The sequence below is a fragment of the Mesorhizobium sp. WSM4809 genome, assembly GCF_055811655.1.
On record NZ_JBVVQW010000013.1, the window covers coordinates 69,657 to 85,105 of the forward strand.

The 15,449-nt window shown below is 61.5% G+C and carries 15 protein-coding genes; 10 read left to right on the forward strand and 5 right to left on the reverse strand.

Features of this window, described 5'->3' with window-relative positions:
- Positions 1-67 precede the first annotated feature (67 nt).
- From AC0L24_RS25400 to AC0L24_RS25420, 5 genes are read left to right on the forward strand one after another with little or no spacing between them, the layout of a single operon-like run.
- Entirely contained in the window at positions 68-1,597 is a 1,530-nt protein-coding gene (locus AC0L24_RS25400; protein WP_292679279.1) for an ABC transporter ATP-binding protein, read from the forward strand.
- Entirely contained in the window at positions 1,594-2,634 is a 1,041-nt protein-coding gene (locus AC0L24_RS25405) for an ABC transporter permease (RefSeq protein ID WP_127272241.1), read from the forward strand. Before AC0L24_RS25400 ends, AC0L24_RS25405 begins: the two co-directional genes overlap by 4 nt.
- Positions 2,622-3,608 (forward strand): ABC transporter permease, encoded by a 987-nt coding sequence (locus AC0L24_RS25410; RefSeq protein ID WP_473564254.1) that lies wholly within the window; start codon positions 2,622-2,624, stop codon positions 3,606-3,608. The genes AC0L24_RS25405 and AC0L24_RS25410 overlap by 13 nt, the downstream gene beginning before the upstream one ends.
- Positions 3,609-3,619: 11 nt before the next feature.
- Positions 3,620-4,633: a nucleoside hydrolase gene (locus AC0L24_RS25415; protein ID WP_473564255.1), complete on the forward strand. Its 1,014-nt coding sequence runs from the start codon at positions 3,620-3,622 to the stop codon at positions 4,631-4,633.
- 8 nt (positions 4,634-4,641) lie between these two features.
- Entirely contained in the window at positions 4,642-5,577 is a 936-nt protein-coding gene (locus AC0L24_RS25420) for a nucleoside hydrolase (protein ID WP_473564276.1), read from the forward strand.
- A gap of 186 nt (positions 5,578-5,763) precedes the next feature.
- Here the strand turns inward: AC0L24_RS25420 and AC0L24_RS25425 are convergent, their stop codons facing one another.
- The 5 genes from AC0L24_RS25425 to AC0L24_RS25445 are packed head-to-tail and all read right to left on the reverse strand — an operon-like array spanning position 5,764 to position 10,227.
- Positions 5,764-6,303 carry a prepilin peptidase gene (locus AC0L24_RS25425; RefSeq protein WP_473564256.1) on the reverse strand — a complete coding sequence of 180 codons (540 nt, stop codon included), beginning with the start codon at positions 6,301-6,303 and terminating at the stop codon, positions 5,764-5,766.
- A 1-nt stretch (position 6,304) separates the two neighbouring features.
- Positions 6,305-6,844: a tetratricopeptide repeat protein gene (locus tag AC0L24_RS25430; RefSeq protein ID WP_128287470.1), complete on the reverse strand. Its 540-nt coding sequence runs from the start codon at positions 6,842-6,844 to the stop codon at positions 6,305-6,307.
- A 54-nt stretch (positions 6,845-6,898) separates the two neighbouring features.
- Positions 6,899-7,849 carry a type II secretion system F family protein gene (locus AC0L24_RS25435; RefSeq protein WP_473564257.1) on the reverse strand — a complete coding sequence of 317 codons (951 nt, stop codon included), beginning with the start codon at positions 7,847-7,849 and terminating at the stop codon, positions 6,899-6,901.
- Between the two features lie 18 nt (positions 7,850-7,867).
- A complete protein-coding gene (locus AC0L24_RS25440) occupies positions 7,868-8,839 on the reverse strand; it encodes a type II secretion system F family protein (protein ID WP_473564258.1) in 972 nt (323 codons plus the stop codon).
- Positions 8,839-10,227: a CpaF family protein gene (locus AC0L24_RS25445; RefSeq protein WP_473564259.1), complete on the reverse strand. Its 1,389-nt coding sequence runs from the start codon at positions 10,225-10,227 to the stop codon at positions 8,839-8,841. Before AC0L24_RS25445 ends, AC0L24_RS25440 begins: the two co-directional genes overlap by 1 nt.
- 529 nt (positions 10,228-10,756) lie before the next feature.
- On the opposite strand from AC0L24_RS25445, the gene AC0L24_RS25450 reads away from it, so the two are divergent.
- From AC0L24_RS25450 to AC0L24_RS25470, 5 genes are all read left to right on the forward strand, one after another.
- Positions 10,757-10,972, forward strand: a complete 216-nt coding sequence (locus AC0L24_RS25450) for a Flp family type IVb pilin (RefSeq protein ID WP_473564260.1) — start codon at positions 10,757-10,759, stop codon at positions 10,970-10,972.
- Between the two features lie 92 nt (positions 10,973-11,064).
- Positions 11,065-12,093 (forward strand): Flp pilus assembly protein CpaB, encoded by a 1,029-nt coding sequence (gene cpaB, locus AC0L24_RS25455; RefSeq protein ID WP_473564261.1) that lies wholly within the window; start codon positions 11,065-11,067, stop codon positions 12,091-12,093.
- A 50-nt stretch (positions 12,094-12,143) separates the two neighbouring features.
- Positions 12,144-13,589, forward strand: coding sequence for a type II and III secretion system protein family protein (locus AC0L24_RS25460; RefSeq protein WP_473564262.1), 1,446 nt, complete (start codon positions 12,144-12,146; stop codon positions 13,587-13,589).
- A gap of 4 nt (positions 13,590-13,593) precedes the next feature.
- Positions 13,594-13,866, forward strand: coding sequence for a hypothetical protein (locus AC0L24_RS25465; protein ID WP_245486495.1), 273 nt, complete (start codon positions 13,594-13,596; stop codon positions 13,864-13,866).
- A 71-nt stretch (positions 13,867-13,937) separates the two neighbouring features.
- Complete coding sequence (locus AC0L24_RS25470; protein ID WP_292693896.1) at positions 13,938-15,449, forward strand: TadE/TadG family type IV pilus assembly protein; 1,512 nt, start codon at positions 13,938-13,940, stop codon at positions 15,447-15,449.

Consider the following 15,449-nt stretch of genomic DNA (forward strand, 5'->3'; position numbering starts at 1 on the left):
TGTCCAATCTGCGAGAGCCACGTTGTCGAACACGCCGGGGTCGCCGACCCTCCACAGCAATGCCGCGATGGCCGTCGAGTTGACTGGCATCACCAAGCGTTTTGGCGCATTCGTCGCCAATGACGGCATCGACCTTGCGGTCCGCCGCGGCGAGATCCATGCCATCATCGGCGAGAACGGTGCCGGCAAGACGACGCTGATGAACATCCTGTTCGGCCTCTTGCAGCCGGACGAAGGCTCGATCCGCCTGAACGGTGAAGAGATCGTGATCGCCGATCCGTCCGTGGCGATAAAGGCCGGCCTCGGCATGGTTCACCAGCATTTCAAGCTGGTTCCCTCGCTCTCGGTTGCCGACAACGTCTTTCTCGGTATGGAAATCCGTCGCCATGGGCTGATCGACCACGCCGCACAAATTGCGCGTACGCGTGACCTGTCGAAGCGCTTCGGCCTGCAGGTCGATCCGACCGAGCGCGTCGGGCTGCTCTCGGTCGGCATAGAGCAACGCATCGAAATCCTTAAGGTCCTGGTGCGCGGCGCGCGCACCATCATCCTCGATGAACCGACCGCCGTGCTGACGCCGCAGGAAAGCCGTGAACTGTTCCAGACACTGCGCAGCTTCGTGGCCGAAGGCATGACGGTGATCTTCATTTCGCATCACCTGGAAGAGGTGATGGAAGTGTCCGACACGGTGACGGTGCTGCGCAATGGCAGGAAGGTGGCGACCCGGCCGACGGCCGAGCTCAGCAAGGACGAGTTGGTGCACATGATGGTCGGCCGCGAGGTGAGCTTCGACCGCCGGCCGCGCGCTTCGCTGCACGGCGACGTGGTGCTCGAAGTCAAGGATCTGTGGGCGCGCGACGACCGCCTGCTGCCGGCTCTTCGCGATGCCAGTTTCACCGTCGGCTCCGGCGAGGTGGTGGGGATCGCGGGTGTGGCCGGCAATGGACAGACGGAGCTGGCGGAAGTGCTTTCGGGCTTGCGACCGGCAAGCCATGGCGGGGCGTGGCTGAAGGGCCGGAATCTCGCCGCGCTCTCCCCCGCCGCGATCCGCCAGGCAGGCCTCGCCCATGTTCCAGGCGACCGCATGGTGCGCGGGGTCGATCGCAATGCTTCGATAGCAGCCAACACCCTGATGGGCCGCCAGCATCGCGCCCCATGGAGCCGCGCCGGCATGCTCAACTGGAATGCCATAAATCAAAACGCCGAAACGCTGATCAAGAGCTTCGATATTCGAGCGCGCGGCCCGGGCGATGCGGTCAAGCGGCTTTCGGGCGGAAACATCCAGAAGGTCGTTCTGGCGCGCGAATTCACCAACGGCGCCGATTTCCTGCTGATCGACCAGCCGACGCGCGGCGTCGACATCGGCGCCCAGGAGGCCATTCATGACGAGATCATGCGCCAGCGCGCCGCCGGCCGCGCAATCCTGCTGATTTCCGTGCAGCTCGACGAACTGGCCGCCCTTGCCGACCGCATCCTGGTGATGTTCAACGGGCGGATCATGGGCGAGGTCGCCGGCGACGAGGCCGACGAGGAGCGCATCGGCATGATGATGGCAGGCGTGGTCACGCCGGAATTCGCCGCGGAGACCGCATCATGACAGACCATTTGCGTGCCGTTTCCGGCCAGGTGATCGCCATCGGCGTGGCGCTGCTGATGGGCGCGATCATTATCCTCATGGTCGGCGAAAGCCCGGTGCGTGTGTTCATGACGCTGTTGCGCGGCGCCTTCGGCGATCAGGAGAAGATCGCCGGGACCTTGCTGCAGACGACGCCGATCCTGATCTGCGGTGTCGCCGCCTGCATCGGCTTGCGCGGCGGCATGTTCAACGTCGGCATAGAGGGCCAGCTGTTCCTCGGCGGTTTCGCCGCCGCGTGGGTCGGCTTTGCCATGCCCCTGCCCGCAGGCATCCACACGCTGGCGGCACTTGCGCTCGCGGTGGTGGCAGGCGCGGCCTGGGTCGCCATCCCCGCCTACTTCCGCGCCCGCTACAACACCAACGAAGTCGTCTCGACGATCCTGTCGAACTACGTGGCGGTGCTGCTCACGTCCTATTTCACCATCTTCCTGTTCAAGCGGCCGGGTGGCTGGTCGGAGACGCCGCCGATCCTGGCGACATCCTATCTGCCGGAGATCTTCACCTTTTCGCGGTTGAACTGGGGCCTGGTCATTGGCCTGGTGCTGGCGGTCGGCGCAGCCCTTGTCTTCCGCTACACCAAATGGGGTTACGGCGTCACGATGGTCGGGTCGGCGCCGAAATTCGCCGAATATGGCGGCGTCAACGTGAAACGGCAGGGTTTCCTGGTCCTGCTGCTTTCGGGGGCCGTCGGCGGGCTGGCCGGCGGCGTCGAGACGCTCGGCGTCCATCACCGCTTCATGGAAGGATTTGCTCCCGGTTTCGGCTTCGATGGGCTGATCGCCGCCCTGCTTGCCAATGGCTCGCCTGTCGCCACCATCTTCACCGCACTGTTCTTCGGCGCCCTGCGCAACGGATCGCTGCTGCTCGAGGTCGACACCAGCGCGTCGCGCGAAATCATCACCGTGATCCAGGCGCTGATCATCCTCAGCGTGTCGGCCCAGGTGCTGGTGAGAAAGCGTGGCGACAGCCAGGCAGGGGAGCGGCGATGGAAATTCTAGACAAGCTCATCAACGTCGCGCTGATCGCGGCGACGCTTCGCACCACCGCGCCCATCCTTCTGGTCGCGCTTGGCGGCTCGTTCACCACCAAGGCCGGCATCTTCAACATCGGCCTCGAGGGGCAGATGCTGATCGGCGCCTTCTTCGCCGTCCTCGGGTCGATCTGGACCGGTTCCGCGCTGGCGGGGGTCGCCTGCGGCGTCGCGGCGGCGCTCGTCTTCGCCCTGGTTTTTGCTGTCCTGGTGGTGAGCTTCAAGGCCAATGAAGTGGTCGTCGGGCTGGCGCTCAACATCCTGGCCGGCGGCATGACGATCTCGCTGATGAAAGCGATCTTCGGCACGCGCGGCTCGATCGTCGGTCACGGCATCGTCGGCCTGCCGAAAGTCCAGCTGCCCGGCGCCCGCGACCTTCTCGGCTCGTGGGCGCCGCTGATCTCCGGCTTCACGCCGCTCGTCTATGTCGCCTTCATCGCGGTGCCGCTGCTGGTCGTCTGCTATACCAAGACGCGGCTCGGCCTCTATATCCGTGTCGTCGGCGAAAAGCCGGAAGCCGCCGAGGCGCTTGGCATCTCGATCACCCGCGTCCGCTACATCGCATCGCTGCTTTGCGGATTGCTGGCGGGCCTCGCCGGCGCTCACCTGTCACTCGGCTACATCACCATGTTCACGGAAAACATGTCGTCGGGCCGTGGTTTCATGGCGGTGGCAATCCTGATCTTCTCCAATGGCGATCCGCTGAAAGTGCTGGCCGGCTGCCTGCTGTTCGGCTTCGCCGATGCTTTTTCGTTGCGCCTGCAGACGTTCGGCTATCCCTCCTACCTGGTTCTCACCGTGCCCTATGTCGTCGCGCTGATCGCATTGTTCGCGCTGTCCTACCGGGCGCGTCCGAGGATTATCGCGGAGACGCTGGAATCGATGCGTAAGCTGCTGTCGGTCGACAAGAACACTGAAGCCGGCGGCAAAAATCCCCAGTGAAGGAAGCCTTTATGGAACGCATAATCCTCGACGTGGATTCGGCCGGCGACGATATTCTCGCCGTGCTGTTTGCGGCGATCAATCCGAAGCTGCGGCTCGAGGGCGTGACCACCGTGACCGGTGCCGCCGGCCCGATCGAGCAGGTCACCAACGTCGTCCTCAACACGCTGACGCTCGCCGGGCGTGACGATATCCCGGTTCACGCCGGTGCATGGCGGCCGATCGTCGGCAACGCCAAGGCCGACATGGAGGCGCCGGTGCATTTCGAAAAGCGGCTTGTTGCCCGTTTCGGCGATCGCCTGAAGAAGTTCAACCCGCCGGCGCCGACGCCGGTGCGGCAGTCCACGTCGGGACATGCGGTCGATTTCATCATCGGCACGGTCATGGCCAATCCGGGCGAGATCACGCTGGTGACGACCGGTCCGCTGACCAACGCGGCGATGGCGCTGTTGCAGGAGCCGGGACTGACCGGTGCACTCAAGCGGCTGATCGTGCTCGGCGGCAATTTCCAGACGCCGGGCAACATCACACCCCTGTCGGAGTACAACATCTGGGCCGACCCGGAGGCCTCGCGCATCGTGCTCAACGCCGATGTCGAGAAGATCCTCGTGCCGCTCGACATCTGCGAGGACAACCGCGTCGCCGATTCGATGCTGACACGCGACGACATTGCCGACATGCAGGCCGTCGCCAGGGACAATCCCGTCCTGGACATGATCGCCGACAGCTTCCCGATCTACATCGACATCTGGCGCGAGTTCTTCGACCTCGTCGGGTTCCCTATGGACGACGTGATCACCGTGGCGCTGGCTTTCGATCCCGGCCTGGCGACGATGACCGAGCCGCTGTTCGCCGACGTCGTGCTCGACGGCAGGCTGGCGCGCGGCCAGACCGTCGCTTATCGCGGCCGGCAATTGCTGCCCGGCGGCGGGCCCAAGACCACCCGCATCTGCACCGGCCTGGACGGCCGGCGTTTCCTCGACGGCTTCAAGAAAACCATAGCGCGCTACGAGCGGGCGGCGTGAAAGACGACATGATGATCAAGCCAACTCCTATCCTGTTCGACTGCGACCCCGGCCACGACGACGCCATCGCGCTGGTCATGGCGCATCGCTCGCCGGCCATCGAACTCCTCGGCGTCACCACGACCTGCGGCAATGCGGAAGTCGAGAAGACGACCGCCAATGCCTTGCGCATCCTGGAGTATATCGGCGCCGGCGACGTGCCTGTCGCGCAGGGCTGCCACCGTCCGCTGGCGCGCCCGCTGGTGCTCGGCACCGCCGACGGCCCGAGCGGCCTCGAGGGCTCGCCCTACCTGCCGCAGGCGACGATCAAGCCGGTTGACCAGCATGCCGTCGATTTCCTGGCCGACAGACTGCGCGCCGCGCCCGAACCGATCCTGGTCGTTGCCACCGGCCCGCTCAGCAATATCGGCCTGATGATCCTCAAGCATCGCGACGTGCTGCCCAAGATCAAGGAGCTGATCTGGATGGGCGGCGTGTTCTACCGCAAGAGCGAGATCATCACGCCGACCGAGTTCAATGCGTTCTGCGACCCCGAAGCGCTGAAGATCGTTCTGGACAGCGGCGTGCCGATCCTGATGGTCGGCCTCGACGTCACCATGCAGGTGCTGGTCGAGGCGCCGCAATATGCCGAACTCGCCACCATCGACACGCCGCTCGGCCGGCTCGTCAACGACTGGCTGCTGTTCTACGAGAAGCTGCACCGCAACTCGATGGGCGTCGGCGGCGCCATGCACGATCCGCTGGCGCTGGCGCTGGCCATCGACCCGACATTGGTGCGCACGCGCCCTGCCCATATCGGCGTCGATCTGTCCGGCACCTACGCCTTCGGTGCGACCATCGCCGATTACTGGGGCGAACGCGGTGAAAAGGACAATGCCCGCATCGCCCATGAGGTCGACGCGGACCGCTTCTTCAAGCTGATGTTCGATCTGCTGCGGGACTGAACGGAACGCCGCAGCGGCGCAGGCAGCGTTAAACGATAGGAATTTTTTCTTGACTCGCTGCACTCAGCTATGGTACATTTTTGGCTATGGTGCTGATTTGCGCCAGTGACCCGCCGCACAGGCGGGTTTTTCGTTTGATGCGTCAGATCTCCCGCACAACAAATTCAGCCGCGTGAGATGTCAGGGTCAGTTGAGCTGGTTGAGGATTCCAGAGCTGCTCGTGACCACCAAACTCCTGTAGATCAGGAACGCCAGCGTACAGATCGCGGCCAGCGAGATCGGCACGCCGAACGGCACCACGCCCTTGCGGTCCAGATGCTGGACGACAAGCCGAAAAGCACCCGCGGGCAGCATGAACGGGTTTTTCACGATAACCGCGGTGGCCAGGGCGAAAACCAGGAGCAGCACCGAAAACACCGCGAGAGCGCTGCCGCTGATCAGGAATGGCACGACTGCCAGCAGCTTGACGTCGCCGGCGCCGATCTTGCGCAAGACCCAGAAGGGCAAGAGTGCGACGAACAGCAGAAGTCCGGCGAGAGCGCTCAGCCCCATGTCCCACCACGAGCCGGACTGGAGCGACAGCAGCAGCAGGCCCCCGGCGCCCAGGCAGAGCAGCAGCAGCACGTCGCGGTTGGAAATCTTCTGGGTGGTGAAATCGACCCAGGCAATCCTTGCCAGCAGAGGGATGGCGAGCACCTTCAGCAGCAGCGCTTCGACGAGCAGCATGCTAGCGCTCGACGTTCTGCACGCTTGACGACAAAAGCTTCAGATTGTTGGCCACGGTCGGGTCGTTGGGCGCCAGTTCGTAAGCCTTGAGGAAGTTGGAGCGGGCATCCTGCAGCTTGCCGCGCAGCAGGTAGGAATAGCCGACATTGTTGTAATATTCGGGCGTCGCGCCTACCAGCTTGAAGGCCTTGGCATAGGCCTTGTCGGACAAGTCGAAGCGGTGGATCCGGTCGGTGCAGGCGGCCAGTCCCATCCAGGCGTTACCATCATTGGGGGCCAGTTGCGTCGCCTTGAAGAACAGAGCGCCGGCATTGCCGTAATTTTCGGCACGGAACTGATTCTTGGCTTCGGCAACGGCCTGGTCCGAGGCATAGTATTCGACGTCGCTGACCGTTTTCAGCCCATCGAAAGCATCGCCAAAAGACGTCACGTCGCCCTTCGACGGCTCGTTGGTGCGAACGACACCGTCAGTGGCGTCCGTCTGGCAGCCGGCAAGCAAAACCGTCAACAGGCAGAACGCCGCCGCGATAGCCCTCTTCATACAGATTCCCCCAAGGGTCCCGGACCTCATATTAGAATCAGATCATACACGCAATTAGAAGATAATGCCCCTCATGCGGATGATCACCGGTAGCATGATAACCATCATAACCACAGGGAAGATACAAAGCCCCAACGGAATCATCATCTTTACCGGTAGAGAATTGGCGCGTTCCTCCGCACTCAGAATTCTCTGGCCACGCATCTCGGCGCTATAAACACGCAAGGCATCGGTGAGGCTGGTGCCGAGTTCTTCCGATTGACGGAACAGGACAGCCAATGCCCGCGCCTCGTCAAGTCCGATGCGATCCGAGAGTTCGCGCAGCGCTTCCCGCAACGGCTTGCCAGCACGCAACTGCAGATTCATGATCGACAGCTGTATTCCCAGCCATTTGTGGGTGGCGGCCATTTCATGGCTGACGCGTTCGACTGCCCCCTCCAGGCTCATGCCGGCATCGGCGCAGGTGATCATCATGTCCATGAAGTCGGGGAAAGCCCGGCGATAGATCTGTTTCTGGCTGCTCTCGAAACGGTCGAGCAGAATGGCGGGAAGCACGATGCAGGCGAGGCCGAACAGGGCAGAACCAGCAAAGGTGATGAAACCTGGCAGGTGCGGCGGCAGAACCCGTGACAGGAGTGCATACATCGCCAGAAAACCGACGCAGACCGCGGCAAGGCGGCACAGCGTATAAATCAGCGGTGCGCTTGATTGATAAAAGCCGGCGCGAAACAGCTTCGCTTCCAAAGCGTTTGGCTCATCGCGCTCTTTCTCCATCGACTTGAAGTAGGCATCGACCGGCCGTTGCGCCGCAAGCTTGGCAAGCTGGTCTTGTCCGAGCATCGATCGGCGGTCTGTAATTCCTTCGCCCATCAGGCTCTGCGCGACGAGCTTTCGTGTCTGCAGAGCCGGGAGAAAGATAAGCGCACCGAACAGGAAGAGGGACACCGCCGCCACAAAGACGGCAATGGACACCAAGAAGCCCAGGTCCTGAATGTTCGAAAGCAATTTCGTCCGCCGCTCCAGTCAGAAATCGAAAGTAACCATCCGGTACATGATGAAGTCGCCAAGCAGTGCCCACAACCCAAAAAGCAGAAATATCGGGAAGACGAGCGGGTTGCTCCAGACGGCGCCGTAATAGGCCGGGGCAAGGATTTGAAGTGTGAAGAACATCACAACAGGGAACAAGGAGATGATCCACGCGGAGACGCGACCTTCGGCCGAAAGCGCCCTGATTTTCATTCGCAATTTCTGCCGTTCACGCAGAACCGAGGAAAGATTGGCCAGAATTTCGGTCAAATTGCCGCCCGTCTTGGCCTGGATCGACAGCGACACCGACAGCAGTTGAAGACCCTCGAAGCCGACGCGCTGCGAAAGCTTTCGCACAGCCTGCTCGATGCTGAGGCCAAAGGTTATCTCATCGGAGACAATGCCGAACTCGGTGCCAAGCGGATCCGGCATTTCACGCGCGACCAGACCGATCGCGATCGAAGCCGGGTGTCCGGCGCGCAGCGAACGAACGATCATGTCGAGCGCATCCGGCAACTGTTTGGCAAATTTCCGAATTCGTTTGTTGCGGGCGCGCCGGAGGACCAGAAGCGGCAAGACAAACCCAACGATCAGAAAAACAATGAGCGATGCAAGGGTGGAGAAGTGGAAAAAGATCGCCAGCAGCAACGCCATCGCCAGCCCCGCAGCCAGGAACGTTGCGGCGAAGGTCAACGGATTTCCGGTGATACCGGACTGGGTATAGAGCCTGTTCAACCAGACCATGCCGAAAAGAAAATCGCCGGAGTCCGTGAGGCCACGCTCCCGCAACAATCCCTGTAACGTTTGTTCGGCTGGGACCTCGCCAGCGAGCCGCTTCAATCGGCGATTGACTGCTAGAGACCGGGAGCGGCGGCCGGCAAAGGAAAGATAAAAGGCTTCGCCGGCGAGAATGAGTGAAGCCGCCGCCAGCACGTAGATGAAGTAGAGCAGAGCTTGACCCGTTGGCATCAGAGGGCAACCTGCGGGTTGAAGGCGTCCTTGGCAAAATGATGGCCAAGCGTCGCCGCCTCCGGGGCAAACCGCGGACGGACACCGGTTGCGCGAAAGTCTCCGATGACCTTGCCATCCGCCGTGACCTCACGGCGGACGAAATGGTAGATTTCCTGGAGCTGCACGACATTGCCTTCCATGCCAGTCAGTTCCGATATTGAGGTGACACGCCGGCCTCCATCCGAAAGACGCTGTGTCTGCACGATGATGTCGATGGCCGAGGCGATCTGCGCCCGGATTGACTCATGCGTCATCGGCATGCCGGCCATGCCGACCATCTGTTCGAGCCGCGAGATCGCATCGCGGGGCGTGTTGGCATGGATTGTCGTCATCGAGCCTTCATGGCCGGTGTTCATGGCCTGCAGCATGTCGAAAGCTTCCTCGCCGCGCACCTCGCCGACGATGATGCGATCCGGCCGCATGCGCAGCGCGTTCTTCAGCAATTCGCGCTGGCGCACCTCGCCCCGACCCTCGACATTGGGCGGGCGTGTCTCCAGCCGGCCGACATGCGGCTGCTGCAATTGCAGCTCGGCCGCATCCTCGATGGTGATCAGCCGCTCCTTCGAGGGAATGTAGCTCGACAGCGCATTGAGCAAGGTGGTCTTGCCGCTGCCGGTGCCGCCAGAAACCAGGATCGATTTGCGCGCCTGCACGGCGATGCGCAGCAATTCGATCATCGGCGGCCGGATGGAATTGAAAGCCATCAAACGTTCGAGCGAATAGGGATTCTTGGAGAATTTGCGGATTGACACCAGAGGGCCGTCGACCGAGACCGGCCGCACCGCAATGTTGACGCGCGAACCGTCTTCCAGCCGCGCATCGACCATCGGCGAAGATTCATCGACACGCCTGCCGATGGCCGAAACGATCTTGTTGATGACCCGCAACAGATGCGCCTCGTCGCGGAAACGGATTGCCGTCTCTTCGATCATGCCACGCCGCTCTATGAAGACGCGCTTGTGGGTGTTGATCATGATGTCGGTAATGGAATCGTCCTTGAGCAATGGCTCAATCGGCCCGAGACCCAGCATCTCGTCGGCGGTGTCGCTGGTCAGCTGATCAAGCTCGCGTGCGTTCAATGGCACCGCACGAGCGCGAACGAACTCGCGCACGATCGGACGGATCTCGTTCAGGATCTCATCCTTGGAAGCACTTTCAAGCGCGGTCAGGTTGAACCGGTCGATCAAGTGGCGATGCAGTTCGACCTTGATCGTCAGAAAATCATTGCCATGCGATTCAATATCAGCGGCTGGCGAAAGAGCCGGAGCAACAGGCTGCACCGCCAGCTGATCGGTCTTTGACGCCACCTGCTGTTCGCTTGTCCCCTTGATGAACCGCCCCAGCATAATCGCTTATACCCCCTTAACCCCTCATTAGCGGAAACTAACTGTTAACCACGGGAGGCACAAGCGCCCAGGCTGCTCGCGCATCCGCAATACTTTCACCATAGTTAATATCATGAGCCTGAAATAACGTGTTTATTTAACACCGATCCCCGCACGTGGTGAGAGCATCAATCCGGCTTTCCACGCCTGTCTGCTTTTCAGCGCCACACCGCCCGGAGACACCGCTAAGCCTTTAGATATAAAGGAATATGCACTATTGCTAATGCTTCCACAATCCCGCCACATCCGGGGCTAAATTGTGAACGAATGGTTAAGGAAGGACAAAAAATGAGACGAATCAACCTGTTGGCAGCATTCGGAACTGTAATCTTCTTGCCGAATCATGTACAGGAAAGTTAAGGAACTCTTAATCTCGTTTGACTCTGCGTTTTCTCGGGACCTAGGATCGAGATGACGGGGGATGCTTGGGTATGGATTTCATCCTTGGCTCTGTCTCGTCGGGTTCAAACCTCCAAAGGGAGAAATTATCATGAAGAAGCTCATGACGATGACCCGGCAGTTCCGCGACGATGAGAACGGCGCTGCCATGGTCGAATATTCCATCCTTATCGGCATTATCGCCGTTGCATCGATCCTTACTGTCGTCGCCATCGGCGCCTGGGTGAACGCCAGGTTCACGGGTCTCTGCACCGCCCTCAACGCGGGGCCTGGCACCTGCGACGCGGCTGCGGGCACCGGTTCCTGATCGCCTGACTACATTCAGGCCCGGATCGTTCGAGCCGGGCCTGAATCCGATCGCAGCGGGCGAATCCCGCATTGGGGCTTGGGGCTTGGGACATGCGCGCCAACACACTTATCATGATCGTGCTCGCCGGCGTGTTCGGCGTTCTGGCAGTTGTGCTGGTCAATATCTGGCTGGCCGGCCAGCGTAGCGCCATGGCGCAAACGGGCGCGGTCCAGGGCAGCACTGTCGTGGTTGCGGCAGTACCTCTGAAATTTGGCGACGCGCTGAGCACAGAAAAATTGCGCGAAGTCGCATGGCCTGCGGGAGCGGTTCCAGCCGGGGCGTTCAAGTCAACAAAAGACCTGTTAGCTGGCGACGGTGCCAAGCAGGCATTGCAAGCGATCGGCGTCAACGAGCCGATTCTTGCTACCAAGATTACCGGCCCCGGCCAGCGCGCCACGCTTTCGGCGGTGCTCGGCGAAGGCATGAAGGCCGTTTCGATCCGGGTCAATGACGTGCTCGGTGTGGCCGGCTTCGTTTTCCCGGGCGACCGCGTCGATGTGCTGCTGACACGCACGGTGCGGGGTGATGACGGACAAGACAGGAGTTTTGTCGACGTGCTGCTGCAGAGCATGAAGGTGCTCGCCGTCGACCAGGTGGCCGATGAAAGCACGGACAGTCCGACTGTCGTCAAGTCCGTGACGCTGGAGGCCAGCACCAGGGACTCGCAGAAGCTGACATTGGCGGCAGGCGCCGGGCAATTGTCGCTGGCACTTCGCCAGGCCGCTGCCAGCAAGGGCGAGTCAACGGAACGGGTGACGCTTGCCGACCTGACCGGCGAGACGCCGGCAGATGTCGCCGCAAGGCAGGCCGAACTCGACAAGAAGGCTGCGGCGGAAGCTGAGGCCGCGGCCGAGCGCAAGAGAGCCGAAGAGAAGCTCGCGGGATTGGCACAGGCCGTGGACCGGGTGGGAACTCAGCTCGACCAGTTGAGCAAGGTCAAGCCGGCTCCGGCCGTCGCGGCGCCGGAAGTCGTTAAGGAAGTGGTCAAATATGTCACACCCGAACCACCGGCGCGTGCTACCGTGGGCGTTTTTCGGGGCGTGAAGCTTGAAACGTACGACGTGCCGCGACAACAATAAAGCGCGGCGAAACGGAACGAACTGCCGCCGGCAGCGAGTGGGGGACGGGGATGCGGGGATCTTGGTTAAAGATAGCGGCGGGCGCGTTGTCGTGCATGGCGGCGCTGTTGCTGTCGAGCCTGGCGGCCTCTGCGGCTGATCGCTTCATCGACGTGTCGACCCCTGCCGTCCATCGTATTTTCCTGCCGATGTCGCAATCGGTAACGATCCAGGTGAGTGCCAATCTCGGCGACATCGTCGTCGGCGACGAAAAGATCGCCGATGCCCAGCCGATGACCGACCGCACGCTTTATGTCATCGGCAAGGGCGCCGGCACCACCACCGTCAACCTGTTTTCGACGGACAAGCGCTCGCTCGGCGCACTTCAGATCGAGGTCGGCGTCGATGTCAGCGACATGGCGCAGGCGATCCGCCAGGTGGCGCCGAAGTCGCGCATCGAGGTCGGCTCGGTCAACGGCAGGGTCAGGCTTGGCGGTCATGTCAAGGACGGCGCCACGCTGGCGGCTATCCTGGCGGTTGCGCAGCAATATGGCCCCGACGCCGTCATCAACTCCGTCATCGTCGACGACAGCCAGCAGGTCAATCTCGAAGTGCGCGTGCTGGAAGCCAAGCGCAACACCGGCCGCGACCTCGGCGTGTCGATCAAGAGCACGAACGGCAGTGGCACGACCCGTACCGGTACCGGTGTTGCTGCCGTCGACGAGGACGGACTGGTGCTCGGGCCGGGTGGCCTGCTCAGCGGCCTCCTGTCCAACTCGGCGCCCTTCGGAGCGCTGATCACGCGCGTCATCGACAGCAACATCAAGGTCGATCTGATCATCGAGGCGCTCGAGTCCAAAGGCGCGGTGCGTATGCTCGCGAACCCCAACCTCACCACGCTTTCCGGCGAGCAGGCCAGCTTCAACGCCGGCGGCGAAGTGCCTATCCGCACCCTCGACAAAGACGGCGAGATAAGCATCGTGTACAAGCAATTCGGCGTCAATCTGCTGTTCACGCCAGTCGTACTCGACGACGGCAAGATCCATATGAGGCTGGCGCCGGAAGTCAGCGACCTGACCGGCTTCACCACCGCCGGCGACCCGATCTTCACCAACCGCAAGCTGGAAACCGTCGTCGAACTGCGCGACGGCCAGAGCTTCGCCGTCGGCGGGCTTCTTTCGAGCAAGACGACCAAGCTCCAGGACCAGGTGCCGTGGCTCGGCCAGGTGCCTGTCATCGGCACGCTGTTTCGCAGTTCGAGCAACCAGAAGGAAGAAACCGAGCTGGTGGTGATCGTCACGCCGCATATCGTGCGACCGGTGAAGCCCGGCGAGCAGCTGGCGACACCGTTCGACAAGACACGGCCCGCCAACGATCCGGAATTCTTCGTGCTCGGCCAGCTTGAAGTGACCAAGGACATGGTCCGCAAATATGAACTGGGCGAAGGCGTCACCGGCCCCTATGGCCACATGCTCGACTTCAAATCGAAGGACAAGATGCTCTATGTCAAGAAATAGCGGCTTGATCCTCATCCTCTGCGCCGGCGCGCTGTCGGGCTGCGCCGCGGACTATCTGAACCACTATGATTCGGTGACCCTGGCCGCCGGCGACACGCAGAAATTCAATTCGATGCTGCAAACGGTCGACCCGCTCAACCCGGCGTCCCGGAACACACATATCGAAGGCGACGGCGCGCGCGCCGCCGCTGTTGCAAATAACTACAAAATTCCACCACCACCGCCGCCACCACCAGCGATCACGGTCAATGTGGGTGGGTCGGGTGTGACGCAGTGAACTGAACGGAAGGATGCGGAGGGCGCCGGGCATGCGAGGGGCTCTGGCGCAAGAAAGCAGAGAGTAAGGTCATGTTGGGGACCATTCGTGCCTTCTGGAACGATCAACGCGGCGTCGCGATGATCCTCGTGGCTATCATGCTGCCCGTGCTTATCGGCTTTGCTCTGCTGGCAATCGATATGAGCCGGGCCAACGGACTGCATAACGATCTGCAGAAAGGGGTCGATGCGCTTGCGCTTGCGACGGCTGCGGAACTGGATGGCAGAGCAGATTCGATCACACGAGCCAACCTGGCAGCGACGACCCTCCTCACCAACAAGACCAAGTTTTCGACGGCGGGTGACCACACACTGGCACCGGCTGACATCACCATCACGTATTTGACAGGAATCCCTGCCAGCGACAGCACGGCGTTGACGGCTGCAGGCGTCGATGCCGATGGCGTGAACTGGGCGAGCACCGACCCCAAAGCCGTGTCGTTCTCCTTGGTGACCGTGAATCCGTCCGTGTTGGCGGCGGATGGTGCCGGGGCCTTCGAAGCGATCTTTCCGGCAAGCGTTGTCAGCGGCAACAACACCTTCGACATTAAGCCGCAGGCTGTGGCCGGATTTGTCCAGTCGATCTGCGAAACGGTGCCAATCTTCATGTGCAATCCGTTCGAGACGACCGACCCGTTGACCAGCAAGACCATCCAGCAGGCGTTCGCCGCCGGGCTCACCTATAGCCGCGAATACCGCATCCTCAAGGTTGACTCGAACCCCGGCCCAGGCAACTTCGGACTGATCGACAACAGTCTCGCGTCACTGCGGGACGCGCTCGCTGTCGGAACCGCCGGCACTTGCTATCAACGCGATAAGCTCACCACCAAGACCGGCGTCACCCTGGGCCAGGTGAACGCTGGTCTCAATGTACGCTTCGACATCTACAGCACTTCGCTGAAGAGCCATGACACCGATTGGCAATATCGGCCGGCGAGCAATGTGCGCAAGGGCGTAGACAAGACCGCGAACTGCAACAAATACAAGCCGAACACAGACGGAACAGCGATGGCGCTGCCGCCGGGCGATGGCTTCGATTCCGCCACAGGAATGACGAATTCGACGTGGGATCGCAGCAATTATTGGCTGATCAACCATGGTGCCGCATATCCCTCCATCCCAAGCATCACCAACCCGACCGGCGCTTCTGTGCCGGCTTCCAGATATGACGTCTATAAGTACGAGATTGCGAACGGGCTCGTCGGGGACAAGTCCCTGGCGCCGACAAAGGAAACCGGCGTTCCAGCATGCTTCAAAGGCGCGACGCCGACCCTAGATCCCGATCGGCGGTTGCTTAACATGGCGATCGTCAACTGCATCGCCAACCAAGCCAAGATCAATGGCCATGTCCAACTCAAGCCTGATGGCTATGCCAGTGTCTTTATAAACAGCCCGATCCAGAAGCAGGACAACAGCAAGGACGATGAGGACACCACGGCCGGGGAGAAGCCTATCAGCCTGGAGGTCGTCGACGTCGATGGAGGGTTTGCGAACAACACCCTTTTAGACAAAGCCTTTCGCAACGAAGCCCAGTTGTATCGGTAG